Origin of the sequence: Macellibacteroides fermentans (genome assembly GCF_013409575.1) — a bacterium.
In the GTDB taxonomy this organism is placed as follows: Bacteria; Bacteroidota; Bacteroidia; order Bacteroidales; family Tannerellaceae; genus Macellibacteroides; species Macellibacteroides fermentans.
Window position 1 is genome coordinate 1 of record NZ_JACCCY010000002.1, and the last position, 15,766, is coordinate 15,766.

The 15,766-nt window shown below is 45.0% G+C and carries 11 protein-coding genes; 4 read left to right on the plus strand and 7 right to left on the minus strand.

The features are described from left to right. Window positions 1–96: 96 nt before the first annotated feature. Entirely contained in the window at window positions 97–981 is an 885-nt protein-coding gene (locus tag F5613_RS05095) for a TIM barrel protein (RefSeq protein WP_179398966.1), read from the minus strand. Between the two features lie 80 nt (window positions 982–1,061). Here F5613_RS05095 and F5613_RS05100 point away from each other — a divergent pair, with 80 nt between their 5' ends. Further along, window positions 1,062–2,411: an MATE family efflux transporter gene (locus tag F5613_RS05100; RefSeq protein ID WP_179398967.1), complete on the plus strand. Its 1,350-nt coding sequence runs from the start codon at window positions 1,062–1,064 to the stop codon at window positions 2,409–2,411. Here the strand turns inward: F5613_RS05100 and F5613_RS05105 are convergent. The 3 genes from F5613_RS05105 to F5613_RS05115 all read right to left on the minus strand — a co-directional run bounded on the left by F5613_RS05105 (window position 2,389) and on the right by F5613_RS05115 (window position 6,646). Next, window positions 2,389–3,543, minus strand: coding sequence for a glycosyltransferase family protein (locus tag F5613_RS05105; RefSeq protein ID WP_179398968.1), 1,155 nt, complete (start codon window positions 3,541–3,543; stop codon window positions 2,389–2,391). The two genes, F5613_RS05100 and F5613_RS05105, sit on opposite strands and share 23 nt — an antisense overlap. Next, window positions 3,540–4,340 carry a UDP-2,3-diacylglucosamine diphosphatase gene (locus F5613_RS05110; RefSeq protein ID WP_068182719.1) on the minus strand — a complete coding sequence of 267 codons (801 nt, stop codon included), beginning with the start codon at window positions 4,338–4,340 and terminating at the stop codon, window positions 3,540–3,542. Before F5613_RS05110 ends, F5613_RS05105 begins: the two co-directional genes overlap by 4 nt. Before the next feature lie 149 nt (window positions 4,341–4,489). Then, entirely contained in the window at window positions 4,490–6,646 is a 2,157-nt protein-coding gene (locus F5613_RS05115; protein ID WP_179398969.1) for an elongation factor G, read from the minus strand. Between the two features lie 176 nt (window positions 6,647–6,822). Here F5613_RS05115 and hemW point away from each other — a divergent pair, with 176 nt between their 5' ends. After that, window positions 6,823–7,950 carry a radical SAM family heme chaperone HemW gene (hemW, locus tag F5613_RS05120; protein ID WP_179398970.1) on the plus strand — a complete coding sequence of 376 codons (1,128 nt, stop codon included), beginning with the start codon at window positions 6,823–6,825 and terminating at the stop codon, window positions 7,948–7,950. Window positions 7,951–7,952: 2 nt separating this feature from the next. On the opposite strand, the gene F5613_RS05125 is transcribed toward hemW, so the two are convergent. Genes F5613_RS05125 through F5613_RS05135 form a run of 3 tightly spaced genes read right to left on the minus strand, consistent with a single transcriptional unit; the run spans window position 7,953 to window position 11,678 of the window. Next, complete coding sequence (locus tag F5613_RS05125) at window positions 7,953–10,112, minus strand: S46 family peptidase (RefSeq protein WP_179398971.1); 2,160 nt, start codon at window positions 10,110–10,112, stop codon at window positions 7,953–7,955. Between the two features lie 27 nt (window positions 10,113–10,139). Continuing rightward, window positions 10,140–10,619 carry a CYTH domain-containing protein gene (locus F5613_RS05130; RefSeq protein WP_179398972.1) on the minus strand — a complete coding sequence of 160 codons (480 nt, stop codon included), beginning with the start codon at window positions 10,617–10,619 and terminating at the stop codon, window positions 10,140–10,142. A 12-nt stretch (window positions 10,620–10,631) separates the two neighbouring features. Further along, entirely contained in the window at window positions 10,632–11,678 is a 1,047-nt protein-coding gene (locus F5613_RS05135) for a DUF2027 domain-containing protein (protein ID WP_179398973.1), read from the minus strand. 62 nt (window positions 11,679–11,740) lie between these two features. Here F5613_RS05135 and F5613_RS05140 point away from each other — a divergent pair, with 62 nt between their 5' ends. Next, complete coding sequence (locus F5613_RS05140) at window positions 11,741–12,958, plus strand: S-adenosylmethionine:tRNA ribosyltransferase-isomerase (RefSeq protein WP_179398974.1); 1,218 nt, start codon at window positions 11,741–11,743, stop codon at window positions 12,956–12,958. Window positions 12,959–13,711: 753 nt separating this feature from the next. After that, entirely contained in the window at window positions 13,712–15,763 is a 2,052-nt protein-coding gene (locus tag F5613_RS05145) for a dipeptidyl-peptidase 3 family protein (protein ID WP_179398975.1), read from the plus strand. The last annotated feature ends 3 nt before the right edge of the window (window positions 15,764–15,766 follow it).

A 15,766-nucleotide genomic window follows, 5' to 3' on the forward strand; every position in this document is an offset into this window, starting at 1 on the left:
GACAATCAGATGTGGCCTTTACCTAAATACAGAGAGTTATTGTTTATCCGATAATAAAGAAAGGGGAGTCTCAATATTACCGGACTCCCCTTTTATTTACCATTTAATATATTTTGCTTTCATGATAAAATCGTAATCGTACTTTATCGCTTCCAGGGGAGTCATATTGTATTTCTCCTGTTCTACATAATAATCTTCCAAACCTGCTTTCTTTGCAACAGCAAACAATGCTTTGAAATCAACTTTTCCTTTACCCATCTCTGTACTACCATCGCCATCCAGGTTTGCATCTTTCAAATGCCAGTTAGCGAAACGACCGGGGTATTTCTTGACATACTCATGGCACTGAAAACCGCCATGAACCATCTGGGCCGTGTCGATCTGGAAAGTAACCAGCTTGTTCTCAGTGTAATCCAGCAATACATCATATGGAATCTTACCCTCAAGCATTTTAAACTCCTCGATATGATTATGGAAAGCAAAGCGTAGTCCGTTGTTGCGTGCAATTTCTCCCACTTTGTTAAACTGATCGGCCAGCCTTTTTACATCATCAATTGTTTTTATATCTTTTGCAGGATATCCTGCCTGAACAATCCACTTACATCCTGCTTCGGCTGTATCGGCCGCATTCTGTTTCCAAAAATCCCATCCTTTGGTATCACCCATTGGAAGCAGTCTGCTTCCGGTGTGCGATCCGGTTAAGGAAGCGCCTAAATCAGAAAGGTATTTCTTAAATTCGGAAGGAGTTTTTCCATAAAACTTACCGTTACGATATCCTGCTGCTTCCAGCCGCTTATATCCGATTTCAATTACTTTGCGGATTGTTCCGTCAAAATCCTTTTGCAAATCATCCCGTACGCTATACAATTGTAAACCGATGGCTTTTTCTTTAGGTGCCGATGCAGCCATAAGATCGTTCGGTAAAACACTCAGGGCAGTTAGCGCCACACCTGTTTTTAAAAAATCTCTTCGTGTAATCATATTAAATTTATTTCAGTTAAGTCGGAAGCCATAAAGGTAGAAAATATATTCTACTTTTGCATGAAAAATTATCATATAGAATGCAAGGGACTAAAAATCTGACAAGCGGACCCATTCACCGGCAACTTTTTAATTTGGCTGTACCTATTATGGGTACCTCCTTTGTGCAAATGGCATACAGCCTCACGGATATGGCCTGGGTGGGACGTCTTGGAAGCGAATCGGTTGCCGCTATCGGATCGGTAGGTATCCTTACATGGATGACAAACTCTATTTCGTTATTAAACAAGGTAGGATCTGAGGTGAGTGTCGGACAAAGTATCGGTGCTCAGAATGCCCCGGATGCCCGCAGCTATGCATCTCATAACCTCACTTTGTCTCTTATTATCTCAATTTGCTGGGGTCTGATCCTTTTTGTCTTCGCAGAGCCTGTCATGCAGATTTACAAATTGGAACCGGCTATCACAGCAAAGGCTGTCAACTACCTGCGTATTGTTGCTACGGCCTTTCCTTTTATATTTTTATCAGCTTCTTTTACAGGAATCTACAACGCATCCGGACAGAGTAAGATTCCCTTTATGATTAGCGGAATAGGCCTTTTGCTGAATATGATACTGGATCCGCTTTTTATCTTCGGGTTCGGGTGGAATACGGAAGGAGCAGCTATTGCCACTTGGGTTTCTCAAGCAACAGTGCTTGGATTATTTATCTACCGGCTTAAGAAAAGAAAAGAGGTGCTGGGTGGTTTTGCTTTCTTTACGAAGCTGGAAAGTCGTTTTGTAAAACGCATCTTCAAATTAGGATTGCCGGTAGCCATATTGAATACACTATTTTCAATAATAAACCTTTTTATGGCTAGAACCGCCTCATTATATGGCGGACATATCGGCTTGATGACTTTAACGGCGGGTGGACAGCTGGAGGCCATTGCCTGGAATACGTCGCAAGGATTCAGTACGGCACTCAGTGCCTTTGTGGCGCAGAACTATGCCGCGGGAAAGAACGACCGGGTTTTAGGTGCTTATGCGACTACTCTTAAGATGACAGCTGTCTTCGGAACATTTTGCACGTTGTTGTTTGTGTTTTGGGGCAGCGAACTTTTCTCATTGATTGTTCCCGATCCTCAAGCCTATAAAGCCGGAGGTGTCTTTTTACGGATTGATGGTTATTCCATGTTGTTCATGATGCTGGAAATCACCACACAAGGGCTTTTCTACGGAACCGGCAGAACCATCCCTCCTGCAGTAATAAGCATTGGATTCAATACGCTACGTATTCCGCTGGCCATGCTGCTGGCTTCCATAGGTATGGAGATTACAGGAGTTTGGTGGGCAATTAGTTTAACAAGCATTGCAAAGGGAATAACCTCGGCAGCTTGGTTTGCTGTATTAAAAAGGCGGATACTCGTTACAAAGGGAGACGATGACTAATCCGGTATACCCAGTTGGTGGCAAAACGACGGAAGTTAGTCTTTACATAAGGCTCCATCAATAAATCACTTCTGAATTCTCTCATGATAAGCCAGGAGGACTGATTTACCCAATGCCGGAAAGTTTCGTTTGAACGGTGTGTGTCTGATAACGTGAGCAACTTATCCAGATCAAAGGTGCTGTTTGCCACTCCCGCGCCCGAAATCATCGCATCATGGGCATTACATACCTGCTCAATGTGAGTCGGCACCATTAATACCGGTTTGTTCAGGTACATAGCCTCACATACAGATTCAAACCCGGCTGTTGTGGCATATGCCTTGGCGCCAGCCATATATTGTACAAACTTTGCATCGTCCAATTGATGGAAACACAGTTTCTCATCTATTTCCACTGTTTGAGGGGCTCCCTTTTTATCCCAAAAAAAGTGCATGCAAACCTGTGGATGAGTTGTATGCCAAGCCTTCACCTCTTCACTGAATCCACTGTTCAGTATATATCCATGCAGATAATCACCCTGGGTGACTTTTGCTTCAATCACTTCATTCCTCAGGAGAGGCGGTACAACAACAATCCCTTTACGAGGAACTTCCCTCATTTTACGAAAAGAAAGTGCCAGCTTTTTTCTTGAGCCGATGGCTGTAACTTTGGTGAAGAATTTTAAAGAAGCCAGCGATATTTTGTTTAATTCAGGAAATTCAAACTCGGGATGCAGGAACATATATTGGTGAGCAATGCAAATCATAATTGCCTTTGGGCGAAACAATAAGTACGTGAGTCCCGTCAGCATCTCATAAAAATTGACAACAACATCCGCTTTCGTTTCTTTGATCATCTCATTGATATAGGCGATGCTACGTAAATACTTATGACCGCGGCACACGTTGTATCCCACGCTTCTTAGAATAGTAACCTGTTTGTTTTTGGCCGAAGGAAGAAAGTTGGGACTTTCAAACGGAAAAACAGGCACGCCAATCTTATCACAAAAGAAACCTGGAAGCTGGCGGGAAGGACTTTTGCCTACTAAAACGCCAACAACTTCGTGCCCCTCATTATGGAGCATCTGCTTTAAAGAAAGAGCCTGTGTAAGGTGACCTCTTCCTTCTCCCTGAATCACAAAGAGAACCTTCATATTACTTCGGGATAAAGTATTTTATTACTCCAGGTATCTTCCGATACTTGTTGCCTGCTATTATACTTAACAATCTTCCAGTCGCCAAGTTCATTTTGAACCAATGCTGTCATACTTTCCACCCAATCGCCCGAATTCAGGTACCGGATATCACCATACCATCTGTCGGCTGCCTGATGGATATGTCCGCATATTATGGCATCTGCCTTTTTCGATACGGCTAAAGCAACCAGTTCCTTCTCGAAATCCGAAATATAAGAAACCGCACTTTTCACCTTGCTCTTTATCCGTTGCGAGAGAGAGAAATAGGGCTTTCCCGATTTTTCCCTCTGCCTGTTATAAATCTTATTTACCCACAAAAGAAAAGTATAACCGATATCTCCAAGTCGGGCAAGCCATCTCATGTGTGTGGTAACCGAGTCAAATATATCTCCGTGCGTCACGTAGTATTTTTTACCGAAACTATGGAAAAGATACTCTTTTACAATGGAAACATTGTAAAAAGTCATCGGAGCCAGATGATCCAGAAAATCGTCGTGATTACCGCGCACATAGATTATCTCCGTACCTTGTTTTTCCATCATTTTCATCAGAACTTTAAAAAAATCGGTATGTTTGTTTTTCCAGCGCTTCCCTTGTTTCTGTAACTGCCAGCCATCAATGATATCTCCGTTCAGAATCAACCGGTCGCAGTTTACATGTTTCAGAAAATTGGTGACCTCTTCTGTTTTTGAATGTTCGGAGCCTATGTGGATATCCGATAAGACAATGGTAGGATAGTAAGTTCTTAATTCCATAGTGTATTTATTAGCTACACAAAAGAAACAGATCTTTATTACAGGCGCATATCAACCGGATGAAAATAAGATTAAGCTTAAGAAAAAGGAGAGACACTCTCCGCGTGTCTCTCCTTTTATGGCAGGATATCCGAAGTCCCTGATAGTTGTTAATCTTCGGCCTGACTTGCTTCGTAAGCTTTCAGCAACTTATCCTGTACATCGGCAGGAACAAGTTCGTAGCTGGCAAACTTCATTGTAAACGAGGCTCGTCCACCGGTAATGGAACTTAAGGACGTAGAATACGAAGACATCTCTTTCAAAGGTACGCGTGCAGATAATTTTTCGTAACTCTTTTCACTGCTCATACCCATAATCATGGCACGTCTTCCTTGCAAATCGCCCATTACATCACCTAAATAATCGGCAGGCACCGAAACTTCCACATCATAAACAGGTTCCAGAATTTTAGGACCGGCTTCTTTAAATGCGGTACTGAAAGCATTTCGTCCTGCAAGCATGAAGGAAATTTCATTACTGTCAACCGGGTGCATCTTGCCGTCGTAAACCAAAACTCTTACATCGCGGGCATACGAACCGGTAAGCGGACCTTGTTCCATACGGGCCATAATTCCCTTCAGGATTGCCGGAAGGAAACGGGTTTCAATTGCACCACCCACGATACAGTTCACAAATACAAGCTTTCCACCCCAATCGAGATCTATAACCTGTGTATCGCGAACGTTCATTTTAAACTCCTGACCGTTGAATCTATAGGTGTCCGGAGCCGGCATGCCTTCAAAATACGGTTCAACAATCAGATGAACTTCACCAAACTGTCCGGCACCGCCCGATTGTTTTTTATGACGATAGTCGGCTCGCGACGATTTGGTAATGGTTTCACGATAAGGAATTTTGGGTTCCAGAAATTCGATAGGAAGTTTATCATTGTTTTCGATACGCCATTTGAGTGTACGAAGGTGGAATTCTCCCTGACCCGAAACGAGCAGCTGTTTCAGCTCCTTGCTTTGTTCAACAATCCAAGTAGGATCCTCGGCTTTCATGCGAGTCAGAATCTCACTTAGCTTTTCTGTGTCAGCTTCATTTACGGCCTTGATAGCTCTCTTATATTTGGGGTTCGGGTATTTTATGAAGTCGAATCGATAATCGCAGCCTTTACCATTCAATGTATTTCCGGTACGCACATCCTTCAGCTTAACGGTGGCACCTATGTCACCCGCTACCATTTCCTCTACTTTATTACGTGTTTGTCCGGCTACTGAGAAAATTTGTGCAATTCTTTCCTTAGAACCACGGTTGGCATTCACCAAGTCGTCAGACTCCTTCACCTTTCCGGACATAACCTTGAAATAGGAAACCTCGCCAATATGGGGCTCAACAGTCGTCTTAAAGAAGAACAAGCTGGCAGGACCATTTACTTCGGGCGCCACTTCGTCGCCATCCGTTGTAACCATCTTGGGCATTTTATCTACGCAAGGAACCACATTGCCTAAAAACTCGAGTGTACGACGTACGCACATATCACGTCCGGCACACACACAGAATACTGGAAACATCCCACGGGATAATAATCCCTGTCGGATTCCTTCCCTCATTTCGTCTTCAGTCAGCGTTCCCTGTTCGAAGAATTTCTCCATCAAACTCTCATCATTTTCAGCCGAGGCCTCTACCAATGCCTGATGGAATTCCATGGCTTTATCCATTTCCTCATCCGGTATATCAAGAACTTCCGGAACGCCCCCTTCGGGCTTCCAGCGATATAATTTCATTTTCAGCACATCCACAACCTGATTGAATCCCGATCCGCATACCACAGGATACTGGATAGGAACAACCTTGTTTCCGTAACGGTCTTTCAGCTGAGCCAGCACATTGTCGTAATCTGCTTTTTCCTGATCAAGCTGGTTTACCACGAAGATTACCGGTTTAGACAGCTTCTCCGTATAGCGGAAATGGTTGATTGTACCTACCTCAACCCCGTATTGTGCATTCAGTACAATTACGGCTGTATCGGTAACGCTGAGAGCCGAAACTGCACCACCGATAAAGTCGTCCGAACCCGGACAATCGATAAAATTCAGTTTCCTACCTTGCCATTCAACACTGAAAACGGTCGAGAAAACAGAGTAACCATACTCTTTCTCAACCGGAAAATAATCTGATACGGTATTTTTCGCATCAACTGTACCGCGACGTTTTATTACCCCACCCTCGAAAAGCATTGCTTCTGCGAGAGTGGTTTTCCCAGAGCCCGAACTTCCCAGAATTGAGATGTTCTTAATTTCGTTTGTTTGGTATACTTTCATGCTATAAGGTATTAATTAGGTTTAACAATAAATCCTCTAAACAAGTATTTTCTAACGAGTCCGCAAATTATTAAAAGCAAGTGGGATAACCAATTATTATTAGCTGTTTGAGAACATAGTTATTCAGCACAAGTTTCTTTTTTTTGTTATATTTGCAAGGAAACAATACATTGAAAATGGCAGGCATTTATATACATGTTCCATTCTGCAGCAAACGTTGTACGTACTGCGATTTTTTTTCCAGCACCAACATGCAAAACAAGGAGACCTATGTAGACTCGGTTGTAAAGGAGCTGGAGCTTCGCAAGGAGTATCTTTCAGGCGAGGGGATAGGAACAATCTATTTTGGGGGAGGAACTCCCTCGCAACTGGACATACGGGCGTTCGAACGTATCTTTGAAACAATATCCCGGCTGTATCAGATCGATGACGATGCCGAAATTACACTTGAAGCAAACCCCGACGACATGACTCCGGGTTACGTAGAGGGTATCGCCACGCTTCCTTTCAACCGGGTGAGTATGGGGGTACAAAGTTTCAAGGACGAGGATTTGCACTTTTTAAACCGTCGGCACGACAGCAGACAGGCATTTAAAGCCATTGCATTATGTAAGGAGAACGGCTTTACCAATCTCAGTATTGATCTGATATACGGACTGCCCGGTCAGTCGATGGAGGATTGGCAGTTCAACCTTGCGGAAGCCATCCGGCTGGATATTCCGCACTTGTCATCCTACCACCTGATTTACGAAGAGGGAACGCCTCTGTTCAGGCAGCTTCACGCCGGAAAGGTAAAGCCGGTAATGGAAGAGCTGAGCGTGGCGATGTTTACCGAGCTGATCGATACATTGGCAGACGCCGGTTACGAACAGTACGAGATATCCAATTTTGCTAAAAATAAACTTTATTCCCGCCACAACAGCTCCTATTGGAAAGGTATCAAATATCTGGGAGTAGGGCCCTCCGCCCACTCATTCGACGGCAAGACCCGTCAGTGGAACGTGTCGTCGATGACTAAATACTTTAAAGGGATCGCGGCCGGATTTCCCGATGTGGAAATGGAGGAGCTTGACACGAAAACCAGTTACAACGATTTTATCATCACCGGATTACGAACCATGTGGGGCGTTGATCTGCATGAACTTCAAAAACTATATGGCGAAGAGCTGCTTACCTACTGTATGAAACAAGCCGCTCCTCATTTGAAGAACGGCTTGCTGGTAAATGCGGATTCTGTATTGAAGCTAACCCGCCAGGGTATTTTTATTTCCGATGGAATAATGAGTGACCTGTTGTATGTATAGATCTATTTCTGCAGATCCATTTCATCAATCAGGTACCCGGCATCCCCGTATTTGTCAATCAGGAACAATACATAGCGAATATCAACGATAATACTTCGTTGGTATTCGGGCAGGTATTGGATATCACCACCAACTCCTTCCCAGTTACGGTCGAAGTTTAATCCGATAAGCTCGCCCCGGCCGTTCAAAACCGGACTTCCGGAATTTCCTCCCGTGGTGTGGGTGTTGGCCGTAAAGGCAACAGGCATACCCTCTTCCTGAGAGCCGTAAGGGGCGTAGTTCTTCGCTTCATAAAGCTGTTTCAATTTATCCGGAACCACAAACTCCCAGTTGGTGGGATCTTCTTTTTCCATCACACCTTCCAGCGTGGTCTTGTAACCATAGTTAACAGCATCCCTTGCGTTGTAGCCACGAACCTGTCCGTAGGCCAGACGAAGTGTGGAGTTGGCATCCGGAAACAGGTTCTTTTCTCCCTGCATCTCCATAATACCCTTAACGAATGTCTTGTGCGCAGCAGCATAGCTGTCGTCAAAACCATCCAGGGCAGCCTTTAATGCAATCTTTTCAGCTTTTACAGATTTGGCAAATTTAATCATCGGATCTGCCTCAAGCGCTTTAACCGTAGGGTTGTTCATAAAGCGGTTGAAGTTCCTGTCGCTTCCAAAGATAGATTCTGCAAACAGGTAGTCTATAAACATGTCTGTATTACCCTCGAATTTTTTCTCGCAATCGATCAGACATGCCGGTTGCATAATCAAAGGAATTTCGGCAGCATAGGCCTTAAGCAAAGCTTTGGCTATCTTTTTATCCACCGCAGCCGAGTAATCCTTGTTGTTGAAGCGCTTGTATGCCATGTTCAGCAAGGTGAGCTGTTCCTTGATTGCCTTCTGGTCTTTCTTTTTCAGCGCATCGATAATCGGATCCACTTCGGTTGGAATACCGGTGAACTCGATACCCCGTATCAAAGCCTCATCCAGCATCCAGCTTCTGAAACGTAAATCCTTCCGGTCGGTTACAATCTGCTTCAGGGCCTGCATGGCTTCAATATATTCGGGTTTGTTGTTCTGCTTCGACCAAGCCGTCAGCTTGTCCTGTACATCCAGCTTCACCTTTTCAAAATTACGCTTGTTGATGGCCCAGTTGCTGCCGATGGCATTCTTATGCGCATTGGTGGAGCTGGCGTATTTGCTGGCATACTGAATCCGTACCTGCGGGTCGCGCATCATCTCTTCCAGCATTACTTTCTGACGGATGTCGCGTATTTTGATACGTACGGAATTGTCTATATCCCTTCTTTCGGCCACTTCCCACGACGTATAGAACTTGTTTGTACGTCCGGGAAATCCCAGAATCATGGCAAAGTCGTTCTCCTTTACACCGTTAAGGGAAATTTTCAGCCACTTTTTAGGCTTGAGCGGAACGTTGCTGGGTTTGTATTCCGAAGGATTGCCGCTGGCATCCGCATACACCCTGAATACAGAGAAATCGCCCGTGTGGCGCGGCCACATCCAGTTGTCGGTATCCGCTCCAAACTTTCCGATGGAAGAGGGAGGAGCACCCACCAGACGTACATCGCTGTACTTCTTGGTTGTAAACATATAATATTTGTTGCCGCCGTAGAAAGGTTTGATCTCCACGCCGGTTCCGGGATTATCTTGCAAGAACTTTCCACCCACCTTCTTTTCCGCCAGTTTGTTCAGATACGATGGCGAAAGATAATTCATCCCATTTGGGTCAGGATCGGCTTCCAGCGCTTTGGTAACGTATTCTGTAACATCGTCAATCTTATCGATCAAGGTGACTGTAAGTCCCGGATTGGGAAGCTCCTTCTCTTTGGAAGAGGCCCAGAATCCGTTGGTAAGGTAATCGTTCTCGAGCGAACTGTGTTGTTGTATCTGGCTGTACCCGCAATGGTGATTGGTTAGCAATAAACCCTGATCCGAAACAAATTCGCCGGTACATCCGCTGCCAAAGATAACAACCGCATCTTTCAGCGAAGACGAATCGGGATTGTAGATGTCATAGTCCTCTACCTGCAATCCCAGTTTTTTCATCTCTTCCAGCTTTTGCTGCCTAAGTAACGGAAGCAACCACATCCCTTCGTCTGCAACAACCGGCAGCGAAAGAGTTGTAATCGCCAAGAGCAAGAGGATTTTCTTCATATAACAAGTCAGTTTAAATTATTTATTTTATTTCTTATTTTCCCATGTACTATACGGATGTCTGGATAACATCGAGTTGTAATAACGCACATCACCTGTAACCTCCTCGCCAAGCCAGTCGGGACGGATAAAAACTTCCGAAGCCTCCTTCAGTTCTATCTCCGCCACTACCAATCCCTGGTTTTCGCCGTCAAACACATCCACTTCAAAGATATGATCGCCCGCTTTTACAAGGTGCCTTACCTTACTTATCGTACCCGGCTCACAAAGCGCCAACAGCTGGTATGCCTCCTCTTCCGTAATCTTCTTTTCAAATTCGTATCGGGTGGTTCCATCCACGTTGGATGCCCCTTTTATGGTAAGATAGCCCTCATCTCCGCGGATGCGTACCCTTACGGATCGTTCCGGCGAAGAGCAGATATATCCCTGTACGATGCGTTTGGAATCGTATACTTCAGGAAAGAAGTCGCCCCTGACCAAAAATTTACGTTCTATCTCTGTGGCCATATCCGATCCGGATTATTTAATTGTTACCATCGTGGCTCCAAATCCATATTCGCGAAAAGAAGCATCCTGGTAAAAATACTGTTTATATTTTGTTTTGAGTTCATTTTCAATCGCTTTTCGCAGTACGCCTTCTCCTTTTCCATGGATAAAAACAATTTTCTGACCTTTTACGCCGGCATATTCCTTTAAGACTTCATGGAATTTATCCAGTTGATAGTTCAGAATGGCAGTACTGTCCATACCCGCAGTGGTATCCAGTAACTGTTCGGTATGCAAATCGACCTCGATGATGGGAGCTTCTGCCTTTTTCTTTACCACAGTAGGCGTAACCTTTTCTTCCCGTACCTTTTGCTGCATGGCTTCCTGTATAGCGGCGGCCGAGATAAGCATCTGCCGTTCGGGAATATCTTGTCTGACAATGGGCGCCAGGATAGCCGGCTCATCAAAATAATCGTTATCAAGGAAACAATGCAATTTATAGAATTTTACTGTATCCAAACGCAATTCGACCGACACGGAGTTTTTCATAGCGTAGGGTTTATCCTTTTTAAATGCGATAAACTGAACACAAATCCGTTCAAGCTCGTTCAGGTCTTCTTTGCCGAACTCTTCCATGAATATCTTGGTGTTGGGTTCGATCAGGCCCTGGCTACGGCTCATCCAGCTGTTGTTTTGGCGGCTCATATAGTTGTAGAACAGGAAATAGTTGCTCTCATTCACAAAATATGCTTCGTAGCGGGTCTGCTGCATCGATTTGGGATCTATAGGCAGGTAGGCAAGAAAAACGTTGAGCCTTTCGCCTTCGGCTGTCTCTTCAACCTTCTCTGGCTGAGGTGCGGGAGCGGTTACCTGTACCTGAGGAGCCGGAGCCGACGGTCTGCCTGCACTGCTTCTGGTCATCATATTGTCGCCTACAACCACACATTCACGAATAAGAACCGGAATGTCAAATCCATCCTCATCTTCTACTATTACCTGGTCGTTTCCCTTGAATCTGCGTACAATTCCACCACCCACGCTGTTCAGGAACCGTACCTTATCGCCTATTTTAACATTCATACATTCGCGTTGTTAGTTATTATCTGGACAAAGTTCACTAATTTTGCGCAGATATTAAAGTAATGACTGCAAAAACTGAACAAATACGTATTGAGGAATTTAATTATCCTCTGCCCGACGAACGGATTGCAAAATTTCCGTTAACCAAACGAGACGAATCCAAATTGCTGGTCTACCGTAACGGTAAAATAGATGAGGCTGTTTTTAAGCAATTGTCTGATTACCTGCCGCAGGGAAGTATGCTGGTATATAATAATACCCGTGTGATACAGGCCCGCATGCTGTTTCAGAAGGAGACCGGAGCCCAGATCGAGGTGTTTTGTCTGGAACCGGTTATCCCGCACGACTATGCCCTGGTGTTTCAGCAGACCGAATCCTGCAGCTGGCTTTGTCTTGTGGGCAACCTGAAGAAATGGAAAGAGGGAGCATTGCATAAAACCATCCGGATGGATGATAAGGAAGTTGTGCTATCTGCCGAGCGGATTAAGACGACCGGCGACAGCCACCTGGTCCGCTTCTCGTGGAATAATCCGCAGGTAACCTTTGCCGAACTGCTGGATGCAGCAGGTATCCTGCCTATTCCGCCCTATCTGCACCGTGAAACCCGCGAAAGCGATCTGCAGACCTATCAAACGGTCTACTCCAAAATAAAAGGTTCGGTGGCCGCTCCAACGGCGGGACTCCATTTCACGCCCGAAGTACTGGCCGGTCTGGATGCAAAAGGCTTTACCCGCGAAGAGGTTACTTTGCACGTGGGGGCCGGAACCTTTAAACCGGTAAAGAGTGAAGTAATTGGCGATCATGAGATGCATACGGAATTTATTTCGGTACGCCGTTCTGCCATCGAAAACATACGGACCAATTTAGGACGGGTTATCGCGGTTGGAACCACTTCTGTCCGCACACTCGAAAGTCTCTATTACATGGGAAGGACGTTAGTCAACAACCCCGATGCAACATCCGAAGAGCTGGTAGTTACTCAATGGACGCCATACCACGATACCGAAGAGGTTACTGCCCATGAGGCACTTACGGCCCTGTTGGATTACCTGGATCGTAACCAGACCGATACGTTGCTTTCTGCAACGCAGATCATGATTGCGCCGGGTTACGAATTCAAGATCGTGAAGGGAATTATAACAAACTTTCATCAGCCCAAGAGCACCCTGCTGTTGCTTATTTCGGCCTTTGTAAACGGCAACTGGAAATCCATTTACAACTATGCCCTCGATAACGACTTCCGGTTCTTAAGCTACGGAGACAGCTCCTTGCTGCTATAGTTTCAAGAAAGAATGAAATAAAAATATCTGAAATTTTTCAGTACGGGTCATAAAACGAATTAAACGCGAAATCATCTGTCATCTCTCATTTATTGCCTTCAAACCCTTTGGTGGTCTGGGTTGTTGAGGATGACAGATGCGGATGACGGATGCGGTTTATCTGTCATCTCTCACAGGATATTTCCGACTCCCTGCTTTTGAACTTTCCTGATTCCCCAGCCCTGCTGCTGCAGCACATAATAGAATTATTCCTTCCCCGGTAGTCTTTTAACCTTTTCCCTTAATATATCTAGCCCGAATCCTTAAGGCACTTATTCGTTTGACAGCTGTTAAACGCAAAGTCAACAGTTGGATAACTTGCATTCAACAATTGTCAAACGCAAAGTAGACAGTTGTTAAACGAATACTTCTATTAAGGGAAAAAATTAGAAGGTTACCGGAAACAAATTACTTTCTCGGGGGATTGAACATTACTTCCTAAGATGCTTTTATTGCTTTACAGGAGATTGCTTCGCCTCCAATAACCTATCGAAATTTCAGCTTGACTGCCTTTGGATTAGAAGGCTAAACCAAATGGTTTGAAAACGATTCACACGCAATGTAAAATGAGTTTTGCCAAGCAGGCTTTTTTGTTGTAAATGTCATCGCTTTCAATATAAATATGTAAATTTGCAGTTGGTTTGCCCTTTTTTGAAACAAAGGAGCCTTGCCGCTTGTATGTTTATGTAAGATAGATAGATAAATAAGATAGATATGAAGAAAATAATGTTATCCGTTATGACAGCAATCGCTTTTACAGCTTGTACGGGAAACAAAACGGCCAGTCCCGAAAAGGCACAGTCGTTTTCCTACGAAGTAGACAAGTTCGCCGACCTGCAGATACTGCGTTACCAGGTTCCCGGATTTGAATCCCTCACATTAAATCAAAAACAGCTCTTATATCACCTCTCACTGGCAGCCATCATGGGGCGCGACATCCTGTTCGATCAGAACTGCAGATACAACCTGGCTGTTCGTCGCACGTTGGAGGCAATTACCGAAAACTATAAAGGCGACCGCTCGTCGGCCGACTATAAGGCGATGGAGGTATATCTGAAGCGGGTGTGGTTCTCTAACGGTATCCACCATCACTACGGTGAGGAAAAATTTGTACCGGGCTTCTCGGAAGAATTTTTTGTATCAGCTGTAAAAGGGCTGGACCCTAATGCTGTTCCTGTACGCGACGGACAAACAGTAGATCAGTTCCTTGCCGAATTGGTTCCGGTTATTTTCGATCCATTGGTACTAAGCAAACGGACGGTGCAAAGCGGAGATCAGGACCTCATTCTTGCTTCGGCCAACAACTATTACGGGGGTGGTATAACCCAGCACGAGGTTGAGGCCTTTTACGATAAGATGAAGGATCCGAAAGACGAAACTCCTATTTCTTACGGATTGAACAGCCGTTTGGTGAAAGAGGATGGCAAAATAGTGGAGAAGGTTTGGAAAGTAGGCGGCCTTTACACCCAGGCCATCGAGAAGATTGTGGCTGAATTACAGTTGGCTGTACCTTTTGCCGAAAACGAAAATCAGAAGAAGGTGATCGAAACATTGATCTCTTATTATAAAACCGGCGACCTGAAGGAGTTTGATGCCTATGCCGTATTGTGGGTGAAGGATACCGTTTCGGAAGTCGACTTTATCAACGGATTTACAGAAACCTACGGCGATCCGCTGGGCATGAAGGCCAGCTGGGAGTCAACCGTCAACTTCGTAAACAAGGAAGCTACCAAACGTACGATTGTTATAAGCAACAACGCGCAATGGTTTGAAGACAATTCGCCGGTGGACAGCCGCTTCAAGAAGAAAGAGGTAAAGGGTGTTTCTGCCAAAGTGATTACCGTGGCGATGCTGGGTGGCGATTGCTATCCTGCAACTCCTATCGGAATCAACCTGCCTAATGCCGACTGGATCAGAAAGGATCATGGTTCCAAATCGGTTACCATCGAAAATATTACCGAAGCATACGATAAAGCTTCGCAGGGAAGCGGTTTCAACGAAGAGTTTGTTTGGAGCGACAAGGAGCGTGAGGCGATCAAGACTTACGGATTCCTGACAGACAACCTGCATACCGACCTGCACGAATGTCTGGGTCACGGTTCGGGTCAGCTGCTGCCGGGTGTTGCTTCGGATGCACTTAAGGCGTACAGTTCTACACTGGAAGAAACCCGTGCCGACCTGTTCGGATTGTATTACATAGCCGATCCTAAATTGGTGGAACTGGGACTTGTTCCCGATGCTGAGGCATACAAGGCGGAGTACTACAAATATATTATGAACGGACTGATGTCGCAGCTGGTTCGCATCGAACTTGGCAAGAACGTGGAAGAGGCGCATATGCGTAACCGCCAGCTTATTGCCAAATGGGCGTTCGAACAGGGTAAGGCAGACAATGTAATTGAGCTGAAGAAAAAAGAGGGTAAAACCTATGTAGTGGTGAACGATTATGCCAAACTGCGTGAACTCTTTGGAAAGCTGTTGGCCGAAGTACAACGTATCAAGAGCGAAGGCGACTTTGCCGCCGGAAAGCAACTGGTGGAAGATTATGCCGTAAAGGTGGATCCCGAATTACATGCCGAGGTATTGAAGCGTTACGCTGCACTTAACCTGGCTCCTTACAAAGGATTTGTAAATCCGGTGATGAAACTGGTTAAGAACGAAAAAGGGGAGGTAACCGATGTTACGCTCGACTATACCGAAGGGTATACCCAACAGATGGTGCGCTACGGAAAGGAATATTCTTTCCTTCCTACTTACAACGACTAATTT